The 23088-nt window shown below is 63.6% G+C and carries 21 protein-coding genes; 6 read left to right on the top strand and 15 right to left on the bottom strand.

Annotation, left to right across the window (positions count from 1 at the left end; translation table 11 throughout):
* Positions 1 to 25: 25 nt before the first annotated feature.
* The 5 genes from benB to hisN form a co-directional block, all read right to left on the bottom strand.
* Entirely contained in the window at positions 26 to 511 is a 486-nt protein-coding gene (benB, locus tag J5X93_RS12200; protein ID WP_043210788.1) for a benzoate 1,2-dioxygenase small subunit, read from the bottom strand.
* Positions 508 to 1866 (bottom strand): benzoate 1,2-dioxygenase large subunit, encoded by a 1359-nt coding sequence (gene benA, locus J5X93_RS12195; RefSeq protein WP_043210865.1) that lies wholly within the window; start codon positions 1864 to 1866, stop codon positions 508 to 510. The genes benB and benA overlap by 4 nt, the downstream gene beginning before the upstream one ends.
* Before the next feature lie 159 nt (positions 1867 to 2025).
* On the bottom strand, positions 2026 to 2982 hold the full coding sequence (locus tag J5X93_RS12190) for a helix-turn-helix transcriptional regulator (protein ID WP_043210786.1): 957 nt from the start codon (positions 2980 to 2982) through the stop codon (positions 2026 to 2028).
* A gap of 302 nt (positions 2983 to 3284) precedes the next feature.
* Positions 3285 to 4016 carry a hypothetical protein gene (locus tag J5X93_RS12185; protein ID WP_043210784.1) on the bottom strand — a complete coding sequence of 244 codons (732 nt, stop codon included), beginning with the start codon at positions 4014 to 4016 and terminating at the stop codon, positions 3285 to 3287.
* A 279-nt stretch (positions 4017 to 4295) separates the two neighbouring features.
* A complete protein-coding gene (gene hisN, locus J5X93_RS12180; protein ID WP_090342712.1) occupies positions 4296 to 5087 on the bottom strand; it encodes a histidinol-phosphatase in 792 nt (263 codons plus the stop codon).
* Positions 5088 to 5264: 177 nt separating this feature from the next.
* On the opposite strand from hisN, the gene J5X93_RS12175 reads away from it, so the two are divergent.
* Positions 5265 to 6155, top strand: coding sequence for a universal stress protein (locus tag J5X93_RS12175; protein ID WP_182940834.1), 891 nt, complete (start codon positions 5265 to 5267; stop codon positions 6153 to 6155).
* Between the two features lie 188 nt (positions 6156 to 6343).
* On the opposite strand, the gene J5X93_RS12170 is transcribed toward J5X93_RS12175, so the two are convergent.
* The 4 genes from J5X93_RS12170 to ptrR form a co-directional block, all read right to left on the bottom strand.
* Entirely contained in the window at positions 6344 to 6805 is a 462-nt protein-coding gene (locus J5X93_RS12170) for an acyloxyacyl hydrolase (protein WP_371906675.1), read from the bottom strand.
* Positions 6806 to 7191: 386 nt separating this feature from the next.
* A complete protein-coding gene (locus J5X93_RS12165; protein WP_182940836.1) occupies positions 7192 to 7935 on the bottom strand; it encodes a phytanoyl-CoA dioxygenase family protein in 744 nt (247 codons plus the stop codon).
* A 165-nt stretch (positions 7936 to 8100) separates the two neighbouring features.
* Positions 8101 to 8544, bottom strand: coding sequence for a flagellar hook assembly protein FlgD (locus tag J5X93_RS12160; protein ID WP_043210775.1), 444 nt, complete (start codon positions 8542 to 8544; stop codon positions 8101 to 8103).
* 84 nt (positions 8545 to 8628) lie between these two features.
* Complete coding sequence (gene ptrR, locus J5X93_RS12155; RefSeq protein ID WP_043210773.1) at positions 8629 to 9495, bottom strand: putrescine utilization regulator PtrR; 867 nt, start codon at positions 9493 to 9495, stop codon at positions 8629 to 8631.
* 106 nt (positions 9496 to 9601) lie between these two features.
* Between ptrR and J5X93_RS12150 the strand changes: the two genes are divergently transcribed.
* A complete protein-coding gene (locus J5X93_RS12150; RefSeq protein ID WP_043210770.1) occupies positions 9602 to 10987 on the top strand; it encodes an aldehyde dehydrogenase family protein in 1386 nt (461 codons plus the stop codon).
* A gap of 30 nt (positions 10988 to 11017) precedes the next feature.
* On the opposite strand, the gene J5X93_RS12145 is transcribed toward J5X93_RS12150, so the two are convergent.
* From J5X93_RS12145 to J5X93_RS12135, 3 genes are read right to left on the bottom strand one after another with little or no spacing between them, the layout of a single operon-like run.
* The gene (locus tag J5X93_RS12145) at positions 11018 to 11839 is read right to left on the bottom strand and encodes a helix-turn-helix transcriptional regulator (RefSeq protein ID WP_090342702.1); all 822 of its coding nucleotides are present in this window, start codon (positions 11837 to 11839) and stop codon (positions 11018 to 11020) included.
* A 53-nt stretch (positions 11840 to 11892) separates the two neighbouring features.
* Positions 11893 to 13311, bottom strand: coding sequence for an aminotransferase (locus J5X93_RS12140; protein ID WP_090342699.1), 1419 nt, complete (start codon positions 13309 to 13311; stop codon positions 11893 to 11895).
* 36 nt (positions 13312 to 13347) lie between these two features.
* Complete coding sequence (locus J5X93_RS12135; protein ID WP_043210762.1) at positions 13348 to 14451, bottom strand: polyamine ABC transporter substrate-binding protein; 1104 nt, start codon at positions 14449 to 14451, stop codon at positions 13348 to 13350.
* A gap of 201 nt (positions 14452 to 14652) precedes the next feature.
* Between J5X93_RS12135 and J5X93_RS12130 the strand changes: the two genes are divergently transcribed.
* Both J5X93_RS12130 and J5X93_RS12125 read left to right on the top strand, forming a co-directional pair.
* A complete protein-coding gene (locus J5X93_RS12130; protein ID WP_070573788.1) occupies positions 14653 to 16299 on the top strand; it encodes an MFS transporter in 1647 nt (548 codons plus the stop codon).
* Positions 16299 to 17426, top strand: coding sequence for an HlyD family secretion protein (locus tag J5X93_RS12125; protein WP_043210758.1), 1128 nt, complete (start codon positions 16299 to 16301; stop codon positions 17424 to 17426). Before J5X93_RS12130 ends, J5X93_RS12125 begins: the two co-directional genes overlap by 1 nt.
* A 9-nt stretch (positions 17427 to 17435) precedes the next feature.
* Here the strand turns inward: J5X93_RS12125 and J5X93_RS12120 are convergent, their stop codons facing one another.
* From J5X93_RS12120 to J5X93_RS12110, 3 genes are all read right to left on the bottom strand, one after another.
* Positions 17436 to 19190, bottom strand: a complete 1755-nt coding sequence (locus J5X93_RS12120) for a SulP family inorganic anion transporter (RefSeq protein WP_043210755.1) — start codon at positions 19188 to 19190, stop codon at positions 17436 to 17438.
* Between the two features lie 12 nt (positions 19191 to 19202).
* Positions 19203 to 20021 (bottom strand): polyphosphate kinase 2, encoded by an 819-nt coding sequence (gene ppk2 / locus J5X93_RS12115; protein WP_070573793.1) that lies wholly within the window; start codon positions 20019 to 20021, stop codon positions 19203 to 19205.
* 141 nt (positions 20022 to 20162) lie between these two features.
* Positions 20163 to 21038, bottom strand: coding sequence for an AEC family transporter (locus J5X93_RS12110; protein ID WP_070573796.1), 876 nt, complete (start codon positions 21036 to 21038; stop codon positions 20163 to 20165).
* 274 nt (positions 21039 to 21312) lie between these two features.
* On the opposite strand from J5X93_RS12110, the gene J5X93_RS12105 reads away from it, so the two are divergent.
* Together J5X93_RS12105 and J5X93_RS12100 are read left to right on the top strand one after the other, a co-directional pair.
* A complete protein-coding gene (locus J5X93_RS12105) occupies positions 21313 to 22617 on the top strand; it encodes an MFS transporter (protein WP_043210748.1) in 1305 nt (434 codons plus the stop codon).
* A gap of 145 nt (positions 22618 to 22762) precedes the next feature.
* Positions 22763 to 23083 (top strand): hypothetical protein, encoded by a 321-nt coding sequence (locus J5X93_RS12100; protein WP_070573800.1) that lies wholly within the window; start codon positions 22763 to 22765, stop codon positions 23081 to 23083.
* Positions 23084 to 23088 lie beyond the last annotated feature (5 nt).

The following is a 23088-nucleotide window of genomic DNA, read 5'->3' as shown; positions in this document are numbered from 1 at the left end:
GAACGGCCCTCGCCGTGACCTGGAATCAGATGTGGTAGATGTCGATGACCTGACGGACGTAGTCGTTCTTCAGGACCACCTTCTTGGCCAGGATCAGCGGCTGCTCGCCGCGCAGATCGAGGGTGTAGAAGCTGGTGCCGAAATAGCTGTCGGTGGTCTTGTAGCGAAAGCTCAAGGTGTGCCAGTTGAAGCGCACCTGGCATTGGCCATCGCCCTGCTCGACGATCTCGATGTTGCTGATGTTGTGCGAGGTGCGGGTGTCGGGCACCGTGGCGCTGGAGCGCTCGGTCTTGATGCGGAACACCCGGTCCTCAAGACCGCCACGGTTGCCGTACCAGATCAGCGAGATTTCACTCTGCGGGTCTTCGGTGAGCGTGTCGTCATCGTCCCAGGAAGGCATCCAGAAAGTCGCATCGGCGGCGTACAGCTCCAGCCATTGGTCCCACTGGGCATCGTCCAGGTAGCGCGCTTCGCGGTAGAGAAAGTCGCGCACGGTCTCGTAAATGCTCATTGCACGGCCTCCACGGGGATCAATCGCTGTTCCTGCTCCAATGCCTTGAGCATGGTGTCCTGCCAATACTTGTGCTGCAGCACGAACAGGCCTTCATCCTCGGTGCGCACGCCCGAGAGCAACGGCTTGAGTTCGATTTCTTTGGCCGCCTCGTCGGCGCCCTCCACCCAATGAGTCGCGCCCCGGGACATGTCGTTCCAGCCGGTGCCCGCGCCGTAGCCGGTCTGGCAGGAGCGGAACTCTTCCAGATCGTCCGGGGTGGCCATGCCACTGACGTTGAAGAAGTCCTCGTACTGGCGGATGCGCTTGGCCCGCGCCTCGGCGCTTTCGCCCTTGGGCGCAATGCAGTAGATGGTGATCTCGGTCTTGTTCACCGAAATCGGCCGGGCGACACGAATCTGCGAGCTGAACTGATCCATCAGGTAAACGTTGGGGTACAGGCACAGGTTGCGCGAGTTCTCGATCATCCAGTCGGCGCGGGCCTGGCCGAAATCGGCGGCCAGCTGCTCGCGGCGCTCGTAGGCCGGACGGTCCTCAGGGTTGGCCCAGCGGGTCCACAGCAGCAGGTGGCCATGGTCGAAGGAGTAGAACCCCCCACCCTGCTTGGCCCAGGCGCCGGCGCTCATGGTCTTGATCTCTTCCCCGGCCTCGCGCTGCTTGCGCTGGTTCTGGGTGGCGGCGTAGTTCCAGTGCACGGAGCTGACGTGGTAGCCGTCGGCACCGTTTTCGGCGGTGAGCTTCCAGTTGCCTTCATAGATGTAGGAGCTCGAGCCGCGCAGCACTTCCAGGCCTTCGGGGGACTGGTCGACGATCATGTCGATGATCTTGGCCGACTCACCCAGGTGCTCACTCAACGGTTTGACGTCCGCGTTGAGGCTGCCGAACAGGAAGCCACGGTAGGACTCGAAGCGGGCGACCTTGGTCAGGTCGTGGGAGCCGTCGCAGTTGAAACTGTCGGGATAGCCGGCGTTGGCCGGATCCTTGACCTTGAGCAGCTTGCCGCTGTTGTTGAAGGTCCAGCCGTGGAACGGGCAAGTGTAGCTTGAGCGGTTGCCGCGCTTGTGACGGCAGAGCATGGCGCCGCGGTGGCTGCAGGCATTGAGGAAGGCATTGAGCTCACCGTCCTTGTTGCGCGCGATGAAGATCGGCTGGCGCCCCATGGTCAGGGTGAGGAAGTCGTTCTTCTCGGGAATCTGGCTTTCGTGAGCCAGGTAGATCCAGTTGCCCTCGAAGATGTGTTTCATCTCCAGGTCGAACAGGCGCGGGTCGGTGAACATCTCCCGCTTGCAGCGGTAGACACCTTTTTCCCGATCGTCCTCGAGCATGGCATTGACGTAGTCGAATCCCAGGGACATGGCCAGGGTCTCCATTGTTATTGTTCAGGCCAGGTCAGGTTAGGGATTGGGCGGCGGGGGCAATATCCGGATCGTGCAGAGTGCTATCCAGTTTGTGCAGGCAGATCGGTGCGCAGGGTGCAGGGCTTGCGCAATCGCGGGCAAGCCCGCGAGCACAGGTCAGTTGCGGCGCTTGAGAGTCTCCGATGGCAGCTCGCCAAAGCGCTGCCGGTAGTGCTCGGAGAACCGACCGAGGTGCAGGAAGCCATAGTCCATCGCCAGTTCGGTGACATTGCGGACCGAACAGCTGGCGTCGCGCAGGCAGGCATGCACCTGCTCGAGCTTGCGCTGGCGGATGTACTGCTTGGGCGTGGTGCCCAGGTGCCGGTCGAACAACGCATACAACGAGCGCAGGCTCATGCAGGCCTGCTCGGCCAGGCCTTCGGCGGTGAGTTCGTGCTTGAGGTTGCGGTCGATGTGCTCGAGGATGCGCTCCAGGCTCGCACCCGCCGCGCCCAAGGGTTCGCGCTGGACATTGGTGCTCATCAGCGTCAGCAGCTTGCTGGCGACGATCTGGCTGTAATGGCCCTGTACCCTGGGCAGCGAATCGCTCACCTCGGCTTCATGGCACACCATCGACAGCAGGTTGACGAAGCCGTCGAGTTCTTCCAGCCGGTAGTGGTTGCGCAAGAAACGCACCCCGCCGCTGGGCCGCTGCCAGCGTTGCTCCTCGCAGATCGAATCGAGCAGATGGGTGGGCACCTTGAGGATGAACTTCTCGCAGTCCTCCGAGTAGGTCAGGTCCACCGGTTCGTCCGGGTTGATCAGCAGCAGTTCGCCCGGCACCAGGTAATGCTCGCGCTGGTGCCCTCGCCACAGGCAATTGCCGTTGAGCAGGATCTGCAGGTGATAAATGGTCTCCAGCGCCGGCGATGTGACCCTGACGCTGCCGCCGTAGCTGATGCGGCACAGGTCGAGCTCGGCCATCTTGCGGTGGCTGAGGCTCGATTGGGGATGGGTGGTGCGGGACAGGCCGATGCAGTGCTGGCCCACGTGCCGGTTGACGTAGTCGGACACGACATAAGGATCGGCGCGATGAAACACGCTGCTGCGCTCGCTCAACAGGCGGCTTTCCATAGGCAAGGCACTCGGCTTCGTTATTGTTCTGGTCGCCGCGTCCTACGGGCACTGGGGCCAGTGGTTGCGGTCATTCACGGTCAGTCTATCGAGCCGGTGGAGGGAACATGGAGGCAGGCGACCACCGGCGTGGTGCTCGCCACACACTAAGCAAAAAGCGGGACCTTGGGCAATGCGACTTAAGCAAACGACGTGCGGATAGCGAACGTCCCGCAAGCGAGACGTGTTCGTTTATCGCACAGCGCTACGCGGGTAAACCCGCCCCCGGAAGGTTGCCAGACCTTGTCGACTTCAGAGGCCGGCTACTGCACCGGCAGGAAGTTCAGCAACAGCAAGCTTTGCGCATAGTTCAGACCGATCCGCCGGTAGCGTTCGTCAAGCATCTGGGCCAACAGGTCCAACCGCGCGACGATCTTGCCGAACTCCACGGCAAAGCTCAGGTTGCTGCCCTCTTCGGAGATTTCATTGGAAAACAGCAACAATACGCCATTGGCGTCCTGCCGCTGGCTCAGCATCCAGGTGGCCTTCTCGATGTTGCGGGCGGCGTTGTTGACGAACAGCGGGTCGATGGTGTCGGTCATGTAGAACTCGGTGCGCCCGCCATGAGCGGTGATCAGCATGCTGCCGATGGCGTAGATGAAGGCGCCGACCCGGTCGCCGCGAAATTCCGGGCTCAAGGCGTAGCTCAAGGCCGCCAGGTCGCGCCGATTGCCAAGCTGTGCCAAGGGTTGGCGCTGCTCGATGGCCAGGCGGATCTGGCGCTCGGCGGTAGCGGCGTCGAGGTAGCCCGATTGCTTCCACTGGTTGGGATTGCGCTGGTAGAGCTTGTTCATCAGCAAGTACAGGCTCTGCAGGTTGTCACGCATGGCAATCGTCGCCATGCGGTCGACACTGGTCTGGAACAGCTCGCTGGGCTTGCCGTCACCGAGCTGGGTGAGGACATCGCGCCCCTGCTCCTGGGTGCAGGCGCACAAGGCCGTCAGGGCGCCAGCCAGGAGCAGGCGGGATAAAAGTCTGGGCAGTGAAACAACCATCGGCACCGGGGTCTGGGATCAACGGCTGGGTCGGGCATCGGCTCAGCCTGGCCATCGATAGAGCGTGCAAATGGAGAAAAGTGCGGCGGGTAAGCGAAACGCTTGTAGTGCTGGGACGCTTCACAGGCCAAACAGCAGACTCAAAGACAGCGCTGCGCCGTGGCAGCACCTGTCTTGTGTTGCTTGCTATGGCCTGTTCGCGGGTAATCCCGCTCTACAGGGACTGCCGCGTTGTTGAAAGCGCCGCAGCACCCCGAGGAGGGTTCACCCGCGAAGCGATCACATGGCGTGACGCAGCATCTCGATAACCTGGGCATGCAACGCCGGATCGCCACAAGCCACCACGCAACCGCCATCCTGCGCCGAGGTGCCGTCCCAGGCAGTGATCACACCGCCTGCGCCCTCGATGATCGGCATCAGCGCCTGCACGTCATACGGCTGCAGGCTGGCTTCGACGATGACATCGACAAAGCCCGACGCCAGCATGCAGTAGGCGTAGCAGTCACCGCCATAACGCATCAGCCGCGCCTTGCCGGCAACCGCCTCGAAGGCCGCCTTGCGCGCGGGCGTGTCGAACATGTCCGGAGTGGTACACATCAAGGTCGCCGATGCCAGGTCGACGCAAGCGCGGGTCTTGAGCGGCGTGCCGCTGCGCCAGGCGCCCTCCGGGGTGCCGACGAAGCGCTCGCCGGTGAACGGCTGGTTCATCACCCCGACCACCGGACGTTCGCCGTCGTTCAGGGCGATCAGCGTGCCCCACAGCGGCAGGCCGGTGATGAATGCGCGAGTGCCGTCGATCGGGTCGAGCACCCAGGTCAATGGGCTGCTGCCCTTGGCCACACCTTGCTCTTCACCGAGGATGCCATGGGCCGGATAACGCGCCTGGATCAGCTCACGCATGGCCTCTTCGGCGGCCTTGTCGGCCACGGTGACCGGGTCGTACAGGCGCCCGCCCTTATCCTCGACGTCCAGGCTTGCACGGAAATACGGCTTGATCGCCGCAGCGGCGGCATCGGCCAACTGCTCGGCGAAGGCGCGGAATTCGCCAATCTGTTCAACGCTCAGGGACATGGATCGGGCCTCGATGTAGGAGAAAAGGCTCGCATCATACCCCAGTCGCCGGGCACCGGAGGCATCGACACAAGGCCTACCAGCCACCAAGGTCTAGACTGAGAAAGGAACTTGGGCGCCGCTTGGCGCGTAAACCGGCACGGGCGGTTTGGGGGCCGCCACACGTGGAGGTATGAGATGAGCCAGTTCAAGCGATTGTTCGTGATGCTCGGCCCGCAGATGCGCCACACACCCGCCCTACAGAGGGCCGCGGCGCTGGCCGAATCCAGCGGCGCACTGCTGGATATCAACGTGTTCGTTGACGATGTCGACACCTTTGGCTTGATGAGCGATACCCGCGAGCGTGAGCGGCTGCTCGAGCACAACCGCCAGTGGCTGGCCGACGAAGTCGAACAGCTGCGCAACGCCGGGCTGGATGTGTCCACCGAGCTGCTACTGACTCGCGACCCGCTGGGCAGTGTGTTGGAACAAGTGGAGCGCCTGGGATGCGATATTTTGATCAAGGACGTTCAGCACGAACCGGTGCTCAAGCGCCTGCTGGTGACGCCGTTGGACTGGCAACTGCTCAAGGACAGCCCTGTCGCCGTGCACCTGGTCAGCGACATCCGTCTGCCCCTGCCCCGGCAGATCGCCGCCGCGGTCGATCTGAACTGCCATGGCGCAGGCGAGCATCTGGATGAACAGGTCATCCGCTGCGCCCATGCCCTGGCCCTGCAGTGCAACGCCGAACTGCACCTGCTGCATGTGTGCGACGCGGCCAAGACCCACATCGCCGACTTCGGCGCCGGCACGGTGACCATGCCAGGCTTTGACGGTAGCGTGCGCACGGCCCAACGCGCCGCTTTCAACCGTCTGGGCGATCACCACCAGATCGATCTTGAGCGTCGACACTTTCTGGAGGGGCCGGCCACGCGCGCGATTGCCCAGTTCGTCAGCCATAGCCGAATCGACGTGATCGTCATGGGCAGCCATCGTCACGATGCGATGCAGACCTTCCTCGGCGGCACCACCGCCCATGTGGTGGAGCATCCGTTGTGCAATGTGCTGGCGATCAAGGCGGTGCGCTGACATGCAGAGACGTCGCAGGCGTGCAGAAGCCGTTGTCTCGCGAGCCTGCGCTGGCCAATTCGCGGGTAAACCCACCCCCACAGGATTGGCGGTGATCCCTGCAGGAGCGGGTTTACCCGCGAACACCGGCGCAGCCGGTGCCAGGCAAAGCCTAGCGCTCCGACAGCCGCACTCTCACTCAACGGGTATCAGAAGCCCTTGCTGTAGTACAGCGAGTAGGACTCGATGCCGTCGTTCGGCTGCTTGAGACCGGCGTTGGAATAGTGCATTGCGCGTACACCGATCTTCTGTTCGGCCGGCAACTTCAGGCCAAAGCCGATGCGGTCTTCGAAGTTGACCGAAGAGCCCAGGCGCTGATCGCCCACATCGGTCTTGGAAAATGCCGCAAGACCTATACCGGCTTCGATGAAGGGGGTGTAGGTAAAGCCGCTGAACTCATAGACGAACACCGGGCTGAACGACAGCGAGTGTGCGCCGCTGGCCTCGCCGCCTTCCCAATAGGTGTAGGCCGCATCCCAGTAACCGGTCAGGTGGCCAGTGTTGCTTTCGAACCACTTCTTGTCCCAGTCGAAGGAAAGGCCGATACGGTAGGTCATATCGCCTTGGCCGGTGGCGCCAACGGCACCAGACACTTGTGCGGCCTGGGCCATGTTGGCGCCGGCGAAAGCCAGGACGGCGGCAGCCAGCGAAGCGGCGAGACGGGTTTTCATCTATGAATCTCCTGATGGTCTTCACGGACAAGCCAGCGCAATGCCTGCCAGCTTGATTCCAGATTGGGGGCTTATGCCCCTCCTTCTTAGTGCCCTGAACTGGGTGCATCCAACCAAGTTACAAGACGCAATACTTTTTGGATTATCGGCCAACCCAACAAAAAGTTGAAAGGCTATTTACCGCTTGTTGATAAAACACTCTGTTGCATATTTGTAAACAATTGAGCATGCCGCACGGAATCTAATATCCCAGCGTCTGAAGATCGCTCAGAAATACTTTAAACATGCTGACGATTTTCCCTCTCGCTAATGCTGTCGCCCCCCGCTCAGTCATACACCGACTCCTCGTGTTCCCCCAATAAGCGCCGCTGCCTGGGCGTCGCTTCTTCCAGCACTTCAGGGTTGAAGTGCCAGGCCAAGTAGGGAGAGAACTTCTGCGCAACCATGCGCCGGCCGTAGTGCACTTGCAGCATGTCGCGCATTGCGGCGCTATGGTTGGCACCCCCGCCATGCCACAGGTCACTGCGAAACACCAACGCGTCGCCGGCGTGACACAGTACATCCCTGGCACCTTGCCCCTGCCAGCTGTCCTCGCCCTCCTGGGGCGAGCGACCGGCGAAATGGCTGCCCGGTACGACCCGGGTCGGGCCAACGGACTCATCGATATCGCACAAGTACAACTGGGCGGTGAGAATCTGGACTGGCTGGCTGTAGTCCCTCCGAGCGCGGATCCAGTCCGGCAACTCGATGGGCAGGTAATCCAGGTGCAGCTCCATGCCGGGGTAACCGGGATGACTGCGCCAGGCGGTCTGGCCAATCACATGACAATCCTGTCCTAGGACGGCCTCGGCCAGATCGATCAAGGGCGGAAGATCCAGAAACGACAACCACAGCGGATTGCGGTTGAACACACATTTGTAGTGTTCCAACAGGCCTTGGTAGTCCCAGTGAAGTGGCTGCAGGTCGTCGATGGCACAGCGCAGCAAGGCAATGCGCAATGGCTCCAGGACGCCCGGAATCAGCACGTAGCCGTATTCATCCAGCGATTTCAACTGAGTTTCCAGGTTCATGGCCATGCTCCGGCAGGCGCTCTGCTGAAATATCAGAAGGACGCGGAATCAAGATCGTTCAAAAAAATATAGGCCCGATCGGTACCTCCTGCAGGAAGCCACGATCAGGCCTGTGGTCTGGATCCGACAGGAGTACAGATGTACTCCTTGATATTCAGGGACGTTTTACCGCCAGTGCAAACTCACATTGGCGGGGGATTTGCCGCTCACGCTCACCTGCTGCTGCACGGTTTGGCCGTCGGCATTGCCGGTGACCCGGTATTGCCCTGGCGGCAGTTGCACGAACAACAGCGGGCCGACGTCCTGCAACGCCAGGACCTGCTGGCCTTGGGCGTTCTGTATATCCACCGTTGCGCCGCTCTGGAACTTGCCCTCCGGGCCCACAGACAAGGTGACATGCAGGTCATAGCCAGGGGTGCGACGCAAGGCATTGGCTTCATCCTGGCCGATCCCGCCTTGCAGGTAGCGCACGCCGTTTTGCTCTTGCGGTTGCAGTTGCACCGCTTGCGGATCGATTGGCGCATTCAGGTCGGCAGCGGCCGCAAGGGTCCAAGGCAAGGCCATGGCCACCAGCAAGGCGGCGCATAGCCCGTAATGATGTTTGCGCATGGTGCATTCCTCCCTGCGAGGGATGGTCTACACAATGTTCGACGCCATAGGGCCAGGGGTGTTCGAGCAGAGGACAGCCGTCGGTCAGGCCGCGCGCCGCTCCTCCAACAGCTTGACGAACATGCTCAGGCTGCGCGAGACCGTTCCTCGGCGCCACACCAGCCAAGTCTTGAGGTAGCGAAAATCCTCGGACAACGGCCAGACGCTCACCGTGCTGCATCCCGGCATGCTGTCGAGCATGCTGCGCGGCATCAGGGCCAGGCCGGCCCCGGCGCTGACGCAGGCCAGCATGCCATGGTAGGACTCCATCTCATGGATCTTGCCCGGCACCGCCTGGTCCTGGACGAACCAGTTCTCGAAGTGATGCCGATAGGAGCAGTTGGCCCGGAAGGCATAGATGCTCTCGCCGTTCACATCCCGGGCCCTGCCCACCGGGGCATGGTTGAGCGGTGCGATGATGACCATTTCCTCCTCGAACACCGGCATGCCTTCCAAGGTCGGGTGCAGCACCGGGCCGTCGACGAACGCCGCCACCAGGCGCCCGGACAGCACTCCCTCGAGCATGGTGCCCGACGGCCCGGTGGACAGGTCCAGGTCGACCTTTGGAAAGCGCTGGTTATAGGCCGCCAGCAGCCCTGGAATGCGCACCGCCGCGGTGCTCTCCAGCGACCCGAGGGCAAAAGTGCCCTGGGGGTCCTCGCCAGCTACGGTCAGGCGCGCCTCATGTACCAGGTCGAGGATGCGCCGCGTGTATTCGAGAAAGTTCCAGCCCGCCGGCGACAGCCGCAACCGGCTTTTCTCACGGATGAACAGCTCCACGCCCAGGTCCTCCTCCAGCTGCTTGATGCGCGTGGTCAGGTTCGAGGGGACGCGATGGATCTGCTGCGCCGCAGCGCTGATGCTGCCGTGCTCGGCCACGGCCTTGAAGATTTCCAGTTGCACCAGGTCCACGGTCTTTCTCCATTCGTGAATGTTTCGCTCATTATTATTCAGTTTTCATTAAAACCACACACCACTAGTCTGGGCGCCAGTCGGATACAACAACGAGGAGCCCGCCATGAGCGAGATCAGCAGCCTGACCCATGCCATTTCCGTCGACCCGCACAGCGGTGAGCGGATCGGCCATTACCCCTTCGACACCGACGCCGCACTGGAAGCGGCGCTGCAACGCGCCAAGAAAGGCTTTGGCCAGTGGCGCCAGGTGTCGCTGGGTCAGCGCAGCGAATACCTGCTCGCCTTGGCAGATGCCCTGCAAGCCAATCATGAAGCCTTCGCCCACATGATCACCCGCGAGATCGGTAAGCCGATCACCCAAGCCCGCGGCGAAGTCACCAAGTGCATCGGCCTGTGCCAGTGGTACGCTGAACACGGTCCGGCCATGCTCGCGCCAGAACCCACCCAGATCGAAAAAGCCCGCATCGAATACCGTCCGATGGGCCCGATTCTGGCGGTGATGCCGTGGAACTTCCCGATCTGGCAGGTCCTGCGCGGCGCGGTGCCTGCCTTGCTGGCCGGCAATACCTATGTCCTCAAGCACGCGCCGAACGTGATGGGCAGTGCCTACCTGCTGCTCGACGCCTTCAAGCAGGCCGGGCTACCCGAGGGCGTGTTCGAAGTGGTCAACGTGACCCCAGAAGGCGTCACCCGAGCCATCAATGACCCGCGCATTGCCGCCGTCACCCTCACCGGCAGCGTACGTGCCGGTATGGCCATCGGTGCCCAGGCAGGTGCGGCGCTGAAAAAATGCGTGCTGGAACTGGGCGGATCGGACCCGTTCATCGTCCTGGCCGACGCCGACCTGGATGCGGCGGTCAAGGCGGCCGTGATCGGCCGTTACCAGAACACAGGCCAGGTCTGCGCTGCCGCCAAGCGCATGATCGTCGAACAAGGCGTCGTCGAGGCATTCACCCGCAAGTTCGTCGAGGCCACCCGGCAGCTGAAGATCGGCAACCCACAGGACGACGACACCTACATCGGCCCCATGGCCCGCTTCGACTTGCGTGACGAACTCGACGGCCAAGTCCAGGCGACCCTGGCCGAAGGCGCCACTTTGCTGCTCGGCGGCAACAAGATCGAAGGCGTGGGCAACTACTATGCACCCACTGTGTTCGGCGACGTTACCCCCGAGATGACCGCCTTCAAGCAGGAGCTGTTCGGCCCTGTCGCGGCGATCATCACCGCCAAGGATGCCGAGCATGCGGTAGAACTGGCCAACGACAGCGAGTTCGGCCTGGCCTCGACCATCTACACCGCCGACCTCGCCTTGGCCGAGCGCATGACGGCCGCCCTGGACACCGGCGGCGTGTTCATCAACGGCTACTGCGCCTCCGACCCCCGTGTAGCCTTTGGCGGTGTGAAGAAGAGCGGTTTCGGCCGCGAACTGTCGCACTTCGGCGTGCGCGAGTTCTGCAACGTGCAGACGGTGTGGCTGGATCGCAACTGATCCTCTGCCGTTCCCTTGGGTTGCGCCGGTTCAGCCCCGGCGCAACCAGTCGATGAAGCGGGCGAACAGCTCCGATTGGGAGTTGATCTCGAGTTTGAGGTAAAGGTTCTTGCGGTGCATGCGGACCGTTTCCGGCGAGATGCCCAACTCGATGGCCGTGGATTTCACCGAGTGCCCACGCAGGATCATGTGCGCCACCTCGCGCTCCCGGTCGGTGAGAACCTGGCAGCCAAAGCTGTCGAACGCTGCCTGCAAACCGCCCGGCTCGGCGGCGTGCGGGGCTTCCAGCAGATGCGCGCGGGCATAGCGCCCCAGCAGCTCACGCACCATCGGCTCCACCGCCCGCAGCACGTCCAGCTGCGCAGCGCTAAGGCGTGTGCCGCTGCAGCCTTGGAACAGGCTCAGCGAGACTTTGCGGTCCTCGGCGATATCGGCGATGAAGTAACTGTCTTCGCTGCAGCCGGTACCTAGGTAGTAGGCCTTGTAGTAGTCGCTGTCGAAGAAGTTGTCCGGCGCGATGTCTTGCAGGTGATAGAAACCTTCAGCCAGCCCGTTCTCCACCGCCAGGCAGAACGGGTCGAGCAGGTAGCCTGCGGCAAAATAGCGATTGAGCACCGCATCGCGATGGCATTCGGGAATACCCTGCTGGTACAGCAAGCGCGGCGCCCGCCCCCGGCATTCCAGGCTGATCATCATCGACTCCACGCAAACCAGTTGGCCGATAGCGGCGGCCAGGTGGGCCAGGGCATCGGGCGTGTCGCTGTGGGCGAAAGCGTGCTGCAAGGCTGCATGCCACTGCTGCAGGGCGCCGAAGGTCAGGGTGATGGGCGTGTCGGGGGTAGGCTGGGTCATGCCCGGCAGTCTAGCCTGCCGGACATGCTCGCGCACAGCCTGTCTCAGGTGGGTCATTGGCCGTGATACAGCCCTTCGCTGTGCAGCTCCTGGGCGGTGTCGAGTATGCATTGGCGCAGGATCTCGACGATCTCGTCGACCTGGGCATGGGTGATCACCAGCGGTGGCGACATCACGTTCAGGTGCATGATCGGCCGCACCAGCAGCCCCTTGGCCTGGGCTTTGCGGTGGATGCGCTCGCCGATGTTCACCGCGTCGTCGAACAGCGCCTTGCTGGCTTTGTCGGCCACGAACTCGACACAGGCCATCAGTTTCAGGCAGCGCACATCCCCCACCAACGGCAGGTCGCGCAGGCTAGCCAAGCGCTGCTCCAGGTAGCCACCCACGTCATTGACGTGGTCCAGCAGACGCTCGCGCTCGATGATCTCGATGTTCTTCAACGCTGCGGTACAGCACACCGGGTGGCCGCTGTAGGTGAAGCCGTGGGTGAAGCAGCGGCCTTTGCCTGGCTCGGCGATCACCTGCCAGATCCGCTCGGAGAAGATGCATGCCCCCAGCGGCAGGTAGGCCGAGGTCAGGCCCTTGGCGGTGGTGATGATGTCCGGTTGCACGCCGAACAGCTCCTCGCTGGCGAAGAAGGTGCCCAGGCGCCCGAAGGAGGTCACCACTTCGTCGGCGACGAACAGGATGTCGTAGGTCTGGCACAGTTGCCACATGCGCAGGAAGTAGCCTTCGGGCGGGATGATCACCCCACCTGAGCCCATGATCGGCTCGGCGAAAAAGGCCGCGACGTTGTCCGGGCCCAGCGAGAGGATCTTGTCCTCGAACTCGGCCACCAGGAAGTCGAGAAACTCGGCCTGGTCCATGTCATCCGGGGCGCGGTAAGGGTTGGGGTTGGAGACATGGTGAATCAGCGGGTGTGCGTAATCGAACTCCGGCACCCGGTCGGCGGCCTTGTTGCCGATCGACATGGTCAGGGTGGTGGAGCCGTGGTAGGCGTTGTAGCGGGCGATGATGTGCTTCTTGTTCGGCTTGCCACGGCAGTTCTGGTAGTACTGGATCAGCCGGTAGGCGGTGTCCACCGCGGTCGAGCCGCCGGTGGTGAGAAACACATGGTTCAGGTCGCCGGGCGCCAGCTGGGCAAGCTTCTGGCTCAGCGCGATGGCCACGTCGTTGGCCATGTCGGAGAACGGGTTGGAATAGGCCAGCTTGCGCACCTGGTCGGCGATGGCCAGGGCCATTTCCTCACGGCCCAGGCCGATGTTGGTGCACCACATGCCGCCCACGGCATCGAGGAAGCGGTTGCCCTCGGTGTCGCGGATATAGGCGCCCTCCCCGGCCACGATGTTCAACGCGCCTTGCTCACGGTGCTCGTCGAACATGTGATAGCCGTGCATGTAGTGGGCCTTGTCGGCCTCAACCAATGCGTCCTGGGCAGGTGTCGAAGCGAATGCTTTGCTGGGCATGGCCATAGGGCAGCTCCTTGGCAGAATACGAAGAAAAAGAACTCAGTAGCCGGTCTTGACCGTGCTCCACACCCGGGTGATGGCCCGCATGTCCCGAGGGGCTTGGGTCTTCTGGGCAAACAGCCGGCCACGGGTGGCGTCGTCGGGGTAGATGGCCGGGTTGTCGCGGATGTCCGCCTGCACCAAGGCCGTGGCGGCGCCATTGCTGTTGGCGTAGTGAATGTAATTGGTCACCTTGGCCATGGTCTGCGGCTGCAGCAGGAACTCGATGAAACGGTGCGCATTGGCCACGTGGGGCGCGTCCTTGGGCAGGTAGAGGTTGTCGAACCAGATCAGCGAGCCTTCCTTGGGAATGAAGAAATCCAAGGTGATGTTCTTTTTCGCCTCCTCGGCACGGGCCTGAGCGGTGGCGTAGTCACCGGACCAGGTCAGGGCCATGCAGACATCCCCGTTGGGCAAACTGGTGAGGTAGTTCACCGAATCGAACTTCTTGATGTAGGGGCGGATGCCCATCAGCAGCGTCTCGGCGGCCTTCAGGTCAGCGGGTGCGGCGCTGTGCGGGTCCTTGCCCAGGTATTGCAGGGCCAGCGGTATGACTTCGCTGGGCGCGTCCATCAAGGTGACACCGCAATCGGCGAAGCGCGAGACGATCTTGGGATCGAACAGCATGGCCAGCGAGCCGATCGGCGCGTCGGGCATGCGTGCCTTGATCTTCTCGACGTTGTAGGTCACCCCGGAGCTGCCCCAGGTGTAAGGCGCCGAGTACTTCAAGCCTGGGTCGTAGCCTTGCAGCTCATCGACCACCTTGGCGTCGAGGTTGTGCCAACTGGGCAATTGACGCTTGTCCAGAGGCTGGAACACCCCCGCCTGGATCAAGGGCGGCACCAGGGAGGCATTGAGCATGACCAGATCGTAGCCAGAGCGGCCGGTGAGCAACTTGGTCTGCACGGTCTCATAGCCATCGAAAGTGTCGTAGATCACCTTGATGCCTGTGGCCTTCTCGAAATCGGCCAGGGTGGTTTCGCCGATATAGTCGGTCCAGTTGTACAACCGCAGCGTCTTGCTGGTGTCCTCTTGCGCCGCTTGCGTGGCGGTAGCGGCGCACGTCAGCAACAGACTGCCAATCACCTTCAGTGCCTTGCCCATAGCAACTCCATCGTGTGACTGCTCGGGATGAGCCGGTGGACCTACTATCGGGACAATCGGCGAAGGGGAACATACCCCGAATGTGTGGGTCACCTGGATTCTGGGGGCGCTGCGCGGCCCATCGCAGGCGTGGCACCGGTATTTTCATTCCCACCGCGAGTCGCGTAGAGTTTTTCCAAGCGACCAAGGGCTGCATCACTCATGGACAAATACACGCCGCGCCAGTGGCTCCCCCACGAAAAGCCCAGCCTGCCTGGTTCACCCTCCACCCCCCTGCACGCACCCGGCAAACGCCTGGCCTATGGCGCGGTCGGTCTTTTGGTGGCGATCACCGGTGGCCTGGGCAATGCCCTGGTCACGGCCAATCTGTCCTTCCTACAAGGTGCCCTGGGCGCGACCAGCGCCGAGATGGCCTGGCTGCCCGCCGCGTTCGTGATGACCAACGTCTCGATGAACCTGCTGCTGGTGAAGTTTCGTCAGCAGTTCGGCCTGCGTGCCTTCACCGAAGTGTTCCTGGTGCTCTACGCCCTGGTCACCTTCGCCCATTTGTTCGTCAACGACCTGAACTCGGCCATCGCGGTGCGCGCCGCCCATGGCATGGTCGGTGCGGCCCTGAGCTCGTTGGGTCTTTACTACATGATCCAGGCCTTCCCCGCCCAATGGCGACTCAAGGCCATGGTGTTGGGCCTTGGCGCCTCGCAACTGGCGGTGCCCCTGGCCCGGGTGTTTTCCGAAGACCTGTTGCAAATCGCCGAGTGGCGGGGCCTCTACATGTTCGAACTCGGCCTGGCGCTGGCCGCACTGGGTTGCGTGCTGCAGCTCAAATTGCCACCGGGCGATCGCTTCAAGACCTTCGAACCTTTGGATTTTCTGACCTTCTCGCTGATGGCCAGCGGCACCGCCCTGCTCTGCGCCGTGCTTTCGCTCGGGCGCATCGACTGGTGGCTTGAGGCGCCCTGGATCGGCGTGGCCCTGGCGTCTTCCATCGCCCTGGTGTGCTCGGGCCTTGCCATCGAGCACAACCGCACCAACCCGTTGTTGATGACGCGCTGGCTGGGCAGTGGCGCGGTGGTGCGACTGGCCTTGTGCGTGGTGCTGATCCGCATGGTCACGTCCGAGCAATCCACCGGCGCGGTGGGCTTTCTGCAGGCCCTGAACATGAGCAGCGAGCAGATGCGCAGCCTGTACTGGATCATGCTGCTGGGCGCAGCCACGGGCCTTGCCACCAGCGCCCTGACCATCAACCCAGCGCACCTGGTCACACCGCTGTTCATCTCGCTGGCGGCGATGGCCACCGGGGCCTTCATGGATTCGAGTTCCAGCAACCTGACCCGGCCCGAGCAGATGTACCTGAGCCAGTTCCTGCTGGCCTTCGGCAGCACGTTCTTCCTCGGCCCATCCATGGCCCTGGGCATCAGTCACGTACGGGCCAACCCGCGCAACCTGGTGAGCTTCTCGGTGATGTTCGGGATCTGCAACAACCTCGGCGGGCTGATCGGTGCAGCGTTGCTCGGCACCTTCCAGACCGCGCGGGAGAAGTTCCACTCCAGCAACCTGGTCGAGCGCCTGAGTGCGCTCGAACCGCTGGTCAATGCCAGGGTCCAGGGCGGCGGTGCCGGTTACGCCGGCCTGATCGCCGACCCCGCCTTGCGCACCGAAGTCGGCACGCGTCTGTTGGCCAGTGCGGCGACCCGCGAGGCCAATATCCTGGCCTACAACGATGTATTCATGCTCATCGGCGCCATTGCCGTGGCGACGATGATCTGGATTCTGATTCGCAGCTACTGGCTGCGCCGCGCGGCGCAGCCGATAGCCTCCCCCGACACCTCCAGTGGCGCTTCGACCTGATGACCCAACCCACCCAGTCCACGACCACCACCGCCATCGCCGAAACCCCGGAGGGCACCGCCCCGCCCAGCGGGCCGGGCGATCAGACCCGCACGCGCCGTGTGCGCCTGCTTTCCTCACTCAGCTTCGCCTGCGTGGCGCTGGCCGGCATCCTGCTGGTGCTCTATGCCTGGCGCCTGCCGCCGTTCAGCAGCGCCATCGAAAGCACCGAGAACGCCCTGGTCCGTGGCCAGGTGACGATCATCGGCCCACAACTGCCCGGCTATATCGTCGAGGTGCCGGTGCACGACTTCCAGTTCGTCAAACGCGGCGATTTGCTGGTGCGCCTGGATGATCGCATCTACACCCAGCGTCTGGCTCAAGCCATCGCTCAACTGCAACAGCAACAGGCGGCGCTGGCCAACAACCTGCAACAGCGCAAGAGCGCAGAGGCGGCCATCATCCAGCGCGAGGCCGCCATCCTCGATGCCACCGCCCAGGCCGACAAGGCCCAGGCGGACCTGCGCCGCAACCAGGCACTGGTCAGCGATGGCTCGGTGTCTCGCCGGGAACTGGACCTGAGCCGTGCCACCCACGCTGGCGCAGTCGCCAACCTGGAACAGGCCAAGGCGGCACTGGAAATCGCCCGGCAGGATAAAGAAACCGTGGTCGTCAACCGCGCAGCCCTGGAAGCGGCCGTGGCAAACGCCAAGGCCTCGGTGGAGCTGGCCCGCATCGACCTGGACAATACCCGCGTGACCGCGCCGCGCGACGGTCAGCTGGGGCAGATCGGTACGCGCCTGGGCGCCTATGTCAACTCAGGGGCACAGTTGATGGCGCTGGTGCCCGACACGTTGTGGGTCATCGCCAACATGAAGGAAACCCAGATGGCCCACGTGCGCATCGGTCAACCGGCCACCTTCACCGTCGATGCGCTCGACCACCTCGAGCTGCGGGGGCAAGTGCAACAGATCTCGCCGGCCACAGGCTCCGAGTTCGCCCTGTTGCAGGCCGACAACGCCACCGGCAACTTCGTGAAGATTGCCCAGCGCATTCCAGTGCGCATCACCGTCGATCCCGACCAGCCGGATGCCAAGCGGCTGCGGCCAGGGATGTCAGTGGTGGTGAGCATCGATACCCGCCAGTGATGCGCTTGCTCAAGGTGTCCAGTCCACAGCGTGGTCCTGCAAGTAGGTGTCCACCGCGGCGCCCACCGTGGGCTGGAAGATGTCGCTGCCGATGTGGCTCAGCACCTCGAGGCGCAGCAGCTTGTCCCTCACCGGGTCCTTGACCTCGGCAAAATGCAGCTCCACACCGGCCTCGCGCAGGGTCTGCTCAAGTTCCACGAGCATGTCGGCGGAGGTAACGTCCACGCTGGTCACCGGTTCCGCCGCGACCACCACCCGCCGCACCTCGCCGTCCGACCGGGCGACAGCTTCCAGCACGCAGCGCTGGAACAGTTCGGCATTGGCGAAGAACAGCGGCGCATCCCAGCGAAACAGCACCAGGCCCGGCACCCGGCGTGCATCGGGGTAGCGGGACACATCGTGGTAGCCGCGGATGCCATCGACCCGGCCCAGCACCGCATAGTGCGGCCGCCAGCCGTCCCAGAGAAACTCGATCACCGCGATGACCACCGCAAGGCCGATGCCCGGCACCGCACCAAACACCGCCACCCCGACGAAGCAGGTAATGGACAGCCAGAACTCCCAACGTTGGATGCGGTAGATCCGCGCCAGGTCCTTGAACTCGAACAACCCGATAGCCGCGGCGATCACCACCGCCGCCAGGGCGCTTTGCGGCAGGTGGCGCAACAGATCAGGCGCAAACAACAGCAACGCCGCCACGCCCAGAGCGCCGAACACACCCGCCAGCTGACTGCGCGCCCCCGCTGCCTCGGCCACCGGCGTGCGGGACGAACTGCTGCTGATGGGAATGCCCTGGAAGAACCCCGACGCCAGATTGGCCAGCCCCAGCCCGACCATTTCCTGGTTCGGGTCGACCTGGGCGCGGGTCTTGGCGGCGTAGGTGCGCGACAGCACGCTGGTGTCGGCAAACGACACCAACGCCACCGCCGCGCCACCGATGGCCACGGTGGCCAGGTCGTTGAAACCGATCAATGGCAACGCGAACCCTGGAAGGCCCTGGGGTAATGACCCGACCACCTTCACCGCGTGGGCGGCTTCCAGGCCCATCAGCCCGCAGATCCCAGTCGCGGCCACTACGGCGATCAGGATGCCCGGCAAGCGCTCCCAGCGCTTGAGCAGCAGAATGATCACCAGCGTACCCGCCCCCAGGGCGAAGGCATGCCAGTTGGCCTTGCCGTCCAGCAGGGCGTTGACCAATTGCAGGGTATCGCGCAGCGGCCCGGCGCTCTGCCCAGAGATGCCGAACAACTTGGGCGCCTGGCTGACCAGCACCGCCAAGGCGATGCCGTTCATGTAGCCATAACGGATCGGTTTGGACAGCAGCTCGGTGATGAAGCCCAGGCGCAACAGGCCCGCGCCGATGCAGATCAGCCCCGATACCAGCGCCATGGCCGCTGCCAGGGTGACCGCCCGCCCCGGGTCGCCCGCCGCCAAGGGCAACACCACGGCCAGGATGATCGGCACCAGCGCCGAGTCTGGGCCCAGCACCAGGATGCGGCTGGGCCCGAACAGGGCGTAGGCCAGCAAGGGCACGATCGTCGCGTACAGGCCGTGGATGCCCGGTACGCCGGACGCCTGCGCGTAGGCGATGCCGACCGGCACCAGCATGGCGGTGAGCACCAGCCCTGCGACCAAGTCCTTGGGCAGCCATGCCATCGGGTACTGACGTACCACACGCAAGCCCGGTATCCAGCGCTGCAAGCCACGGTCGACCGGCTGCGCCGCATAGGCCAAGGGCTTTGGCGGTGGTGTCGAGGTGTCCATGCCCGCCTGGCCTCAGTATCGCTCGGAGACCATCTTGAACGGGTACGGCACCGCCTTGTACTTGCCGATCTTGCCGCGCTTGGGCAGGGCGATCTTCTGCTTGGCACTCAGGTCCTGGTAAGGGATCTGCTGCAGAAAGTGGCTGATGATGTTCAGTCGCGCCTTGCGCTTGTCTTCGGAGCGCGCCATGAACCACGGTGCCCAGGACGAATCGGAGGCTGCGAACATATCGTCGCGGGCGCGGGTGTAATCGTCCCATCGGGTGTAGGACTTGATGTCCATGGGCGAGAGCTTCCACAGCTTGCGGCCATCGTTGATGCGATCTTGCAAGCGGCGGGTCTGCTCCTCGGCGCTCACCTCCAGCCAGTATTTGATCAGGATGATCCCCGAGTCGACCATCATCCGCTCGAACAGCGGCACCACGGCGAGAAACTTGTGCGCCTGCTCTTCGGTGCAAAAGCCCATCACCCGTTCGACGCCGGCGCGGTTGTACCAACTGCGGTCGAAGATCACCACCTCGCCGGCTGCCGGCAAGTGGGTCAGGTAGCGCTGGGCATAGATCTGGGTTTTCTCGCGCTCGGTCGGCGCCGGTAGCGCCACCACACGAAAGACGCGAGGGCTGACCCGTTCAGTGAGTGCCTTGATCGTCCCGCCCTTGCCGGCGCCGTCGCGCCCCTCGAAGACCACGCACACCTTGAGCCCTTTGGCCACCACCCACTGCTGGAGTTTGACCAGTTCCACATGCAGGCGCTTGAGCTCTTGTTCGTAGGTTTTGCGTCCCAGTTTCTCCGGCAGCTCGTCCTTGTGCTTCTTGTTCACAGCCTTGGCCATCGCCTACTCCCCTCGCAAACCGTTGGTTGTCCCGGCAGCGCCGAGACGCCTGAGCCTGGCGCTTGAGTGCGGCAGGTCAGTGGAGTATGGATGAGCCATGGCACTTTGCCTGTGGGCAGGACAGGATGCCGCAGCCGGGGCTTATAGCCACCAGGCCAACACCGCTGGCAACCAGGCGAAAGACAGCACCGTCGAGCACATCACCAGGTTGGCTACCTGTTCGGGTGACCGGTTGGCGCGCACCGCCAACAGATAGTTGAACACCGCCACCGGCATGGAAGACTGCACCACCAGCACCGCACGCTCCAACGATTCCAGGCCCAGCGCAGTACCCACGCCCCACCCCACTGCCGCCCCCAGCACGATGCGCAGACCACCCAGTAACAGGCCACTGCCCACGTGGTGCAGGCGGATGCTGGCCAGGGACACGCCCAAGGTGAGCAACATCAAGGGGATGGTCATGCCGCCGAGCAGGTCCGCGGTGTTGGCCAGCCAGCGCGGCAGCTCCAGGTCCAGGAAGATGATCGGCAGGGCCCCGGCCAGGCTGATCACGATCGGGTTGCGCAGCAGGGCCTTGAACGACGCGCTGGCCCCGGACATGGCGATGCCTAAGGTGAACTGGAAGATCGACAAGGTCAGAAAGAACGCCACCGCCAGCGCCAGGCCATGTTCGCCGAAGGCGTACAGGCTGATCGGCAAGCCCATGTTGCCGGTGTTGGGGAACATGAATGCCGGCATCAGCACGCGCCAATGCTGGCCCGAAGCGCGGCTGACGAGAAACCCGGCCAGCGCCATGCCCAACATGCACAGCACGCACGCGACGGCCATGCTGGTGAAGGCTGCGGGGTCCAGTTGCGTGCGGCTGAGGGTCGAGAGCACCAGTGATGGGGTGCCGACCGTCATGACGATGCGGGCGATGAATTCGGTGGGGTAGTCCAGACCACGGCGGGCCCAGCCATAGCCGATGCCGGCTACGATGAAGACAGGCGCCAGGACGGCGAACAGCGAAGCCAGCATGAAGCGGATCCCCCAGAAGTCGAAGCGACATTATGCGGTTTTCCTCCCAGAACGGTGAAAACGCGTTGGCCTATACCCGGTCCGGTGCGGCTTCTGGTCGCAGGGCCCGGCCACCGCCCAGGCTTTAGAATCGCGCCTCCTTTTCGCCCCCGGCCATGCCGTCATTGCAGACGGTTGAGCCGCACCTCGCTCGCACCGACAGCCAGGCATACCCGCGCAGCCCTTGCGCCCACCGAAAAGGCACACTTTCGGCGTTTTCCAACTAGAGGTAACTATGTCTCCGCGTTTGCTGGCCATGGCGCTGGCACCCCTGCTCGGGCTGTTCATCATTGCCCTGGGCAACGGCTTCCTGTCCTCCCTCACCACGTTGCGCCTGGGCTCGGCCGGCGAATCGGCCACCATGATCGGCATCGTCTCGTCGGCCTACTTCATCGGCCTGACACTCGGGGCGATCTTCAACGACCGGTTGATCCTGCGCATTGGTCATATCCGTGCCTACACCAGCTTCGCCTCGCTGATCGCCGCGACCATCCTGCTGCAGGGCCTGTTCTACGACACCACCTGGTGGTTCGCTTTGCGCCTGATCAACGGCTGGGCTGCGGTCGGTGTGTTCCTGGTCATCGAGAGCTGGCTGCTGCTGGCCGGCGATCCAAAGATACGTGGCCGTCTGCTGGCGCTGTACATGATCGCCTTCTACGGCGCCGGGGTCCTGGCCCAGGCGACGCTAGGCGAAGTCACCGGCTGGGGCGAGACCGCACCGTTCATGGTCGCCGGCATGCTCGCCACCCTGTCGGTGCTGCCGATCGTGATTCTGCCGCGGGTCTCGCCACTGCTCGATCAGGTCGAACCGCTCAAACCGCGCCAGCTCCTGGGCATCGCCCCGACCGGCTTGGTCGGCTGCTTTGGCTCGGGCGTGGCCATCGCCGGGATCTACGCCCTGCTGCCGCTGTACCTGCAACGCATCGGCCTGGACGTAGGCGAGGTGGGCAACATGATGGCCTGGGTGATCCTCGGCGCCATGTTGCTGCAATATCCTGTTGGGCGTTGGTCGGACCGCAAGGACCGGCAAAGCGTGCTGGTCGCCCTGGCGGCGATGTGCACCGTGCTGTCGGTGGTGATCGTTCTGCTGCCGGCTGAGTCGCAGTGGTTGCCAGCGATGCTGTTCTTGCTCGGCGGCGGCGTATTCGCCTTGTACCCGGTGGCGGTCAGCAGCGCGGCCGACCGTGCCCCGGCCGATGCGCTGGTGCCCATGATCCAAGGCCTGCTGTTGATCAACTCGCTGGGCTCGTCGATGGCCCCGCTGGCGATCTCTCCGGTGATGAACGTCTACGGCGAGACGGGGCTGTTCTGGGCCTTTGCGGTGATCAACCTGGCGATGGTGGGTTTCTTCCTGTGGCGCCGCGGCAAGCGCCCGGCCCCGGAACATCCCGCGCCCTTCGCGCCGACGGCCACCTTTTCGCCCACCGGCGCCGAGCTGCGGGTGACCGAGGAGCTGATGCATGCGGCCCAGGAGCATCCGCCGATGGGCGAGACAGCGAACGGGGAGACCCCTTCGTCGCGCACAGAACCCTCCTCCTGATGGGCTGACCGGGCAAGGCCCTGTGGGAGTGTCAGGCCGACGCTCCCACTTATCCCTTCTCCCCTTACCATCCGTCGCCTGAAGGGCACCCTGCCCCGTCTCCCATGGCCGAACGCAGGACAATCATCCCGACAGGAGATTCGCCATGGTTCGTTTCCAGCCCCTGTTCCTCGCCCTGTGCCTGGGCCTGACCACCACTGCCAGCCTGGCCGCCACCGATATGAACGGCACCGACACCCACCCCAAGGCCGACCACTCCTCCGGTGAGCATTCCCAAGGCACCACCGGGAGCCAAGGCAACAGCGTCAACGACCCTGATAGCACCCGCGATAACGACAGCACCGATACCAACTCCAGCTCTGACGTGCCCGACGGCACTACCGGAGGCTCCAATAACACCGGCGAGGCCACCGGCACCGGTGCAGGCGCCTCGGGCGGTGCCGCCGAGGATCAGGACAGCCGCTGAGCAGA

The sequence above is a fragment of the Pseudomonas sp. BYT-1 genome, assembly GCF_023611805.1.
GTDB lineage: Bacteria > Pseudomonadota > Gammaproteobacteria > Pseudomonadales > Pseudomonadaceae > Aquipseudomonas > Aquipseudomonas guariconensis.
This window is presented reverse-complemented; position numbering and strand designations above follow the sequence as displayed.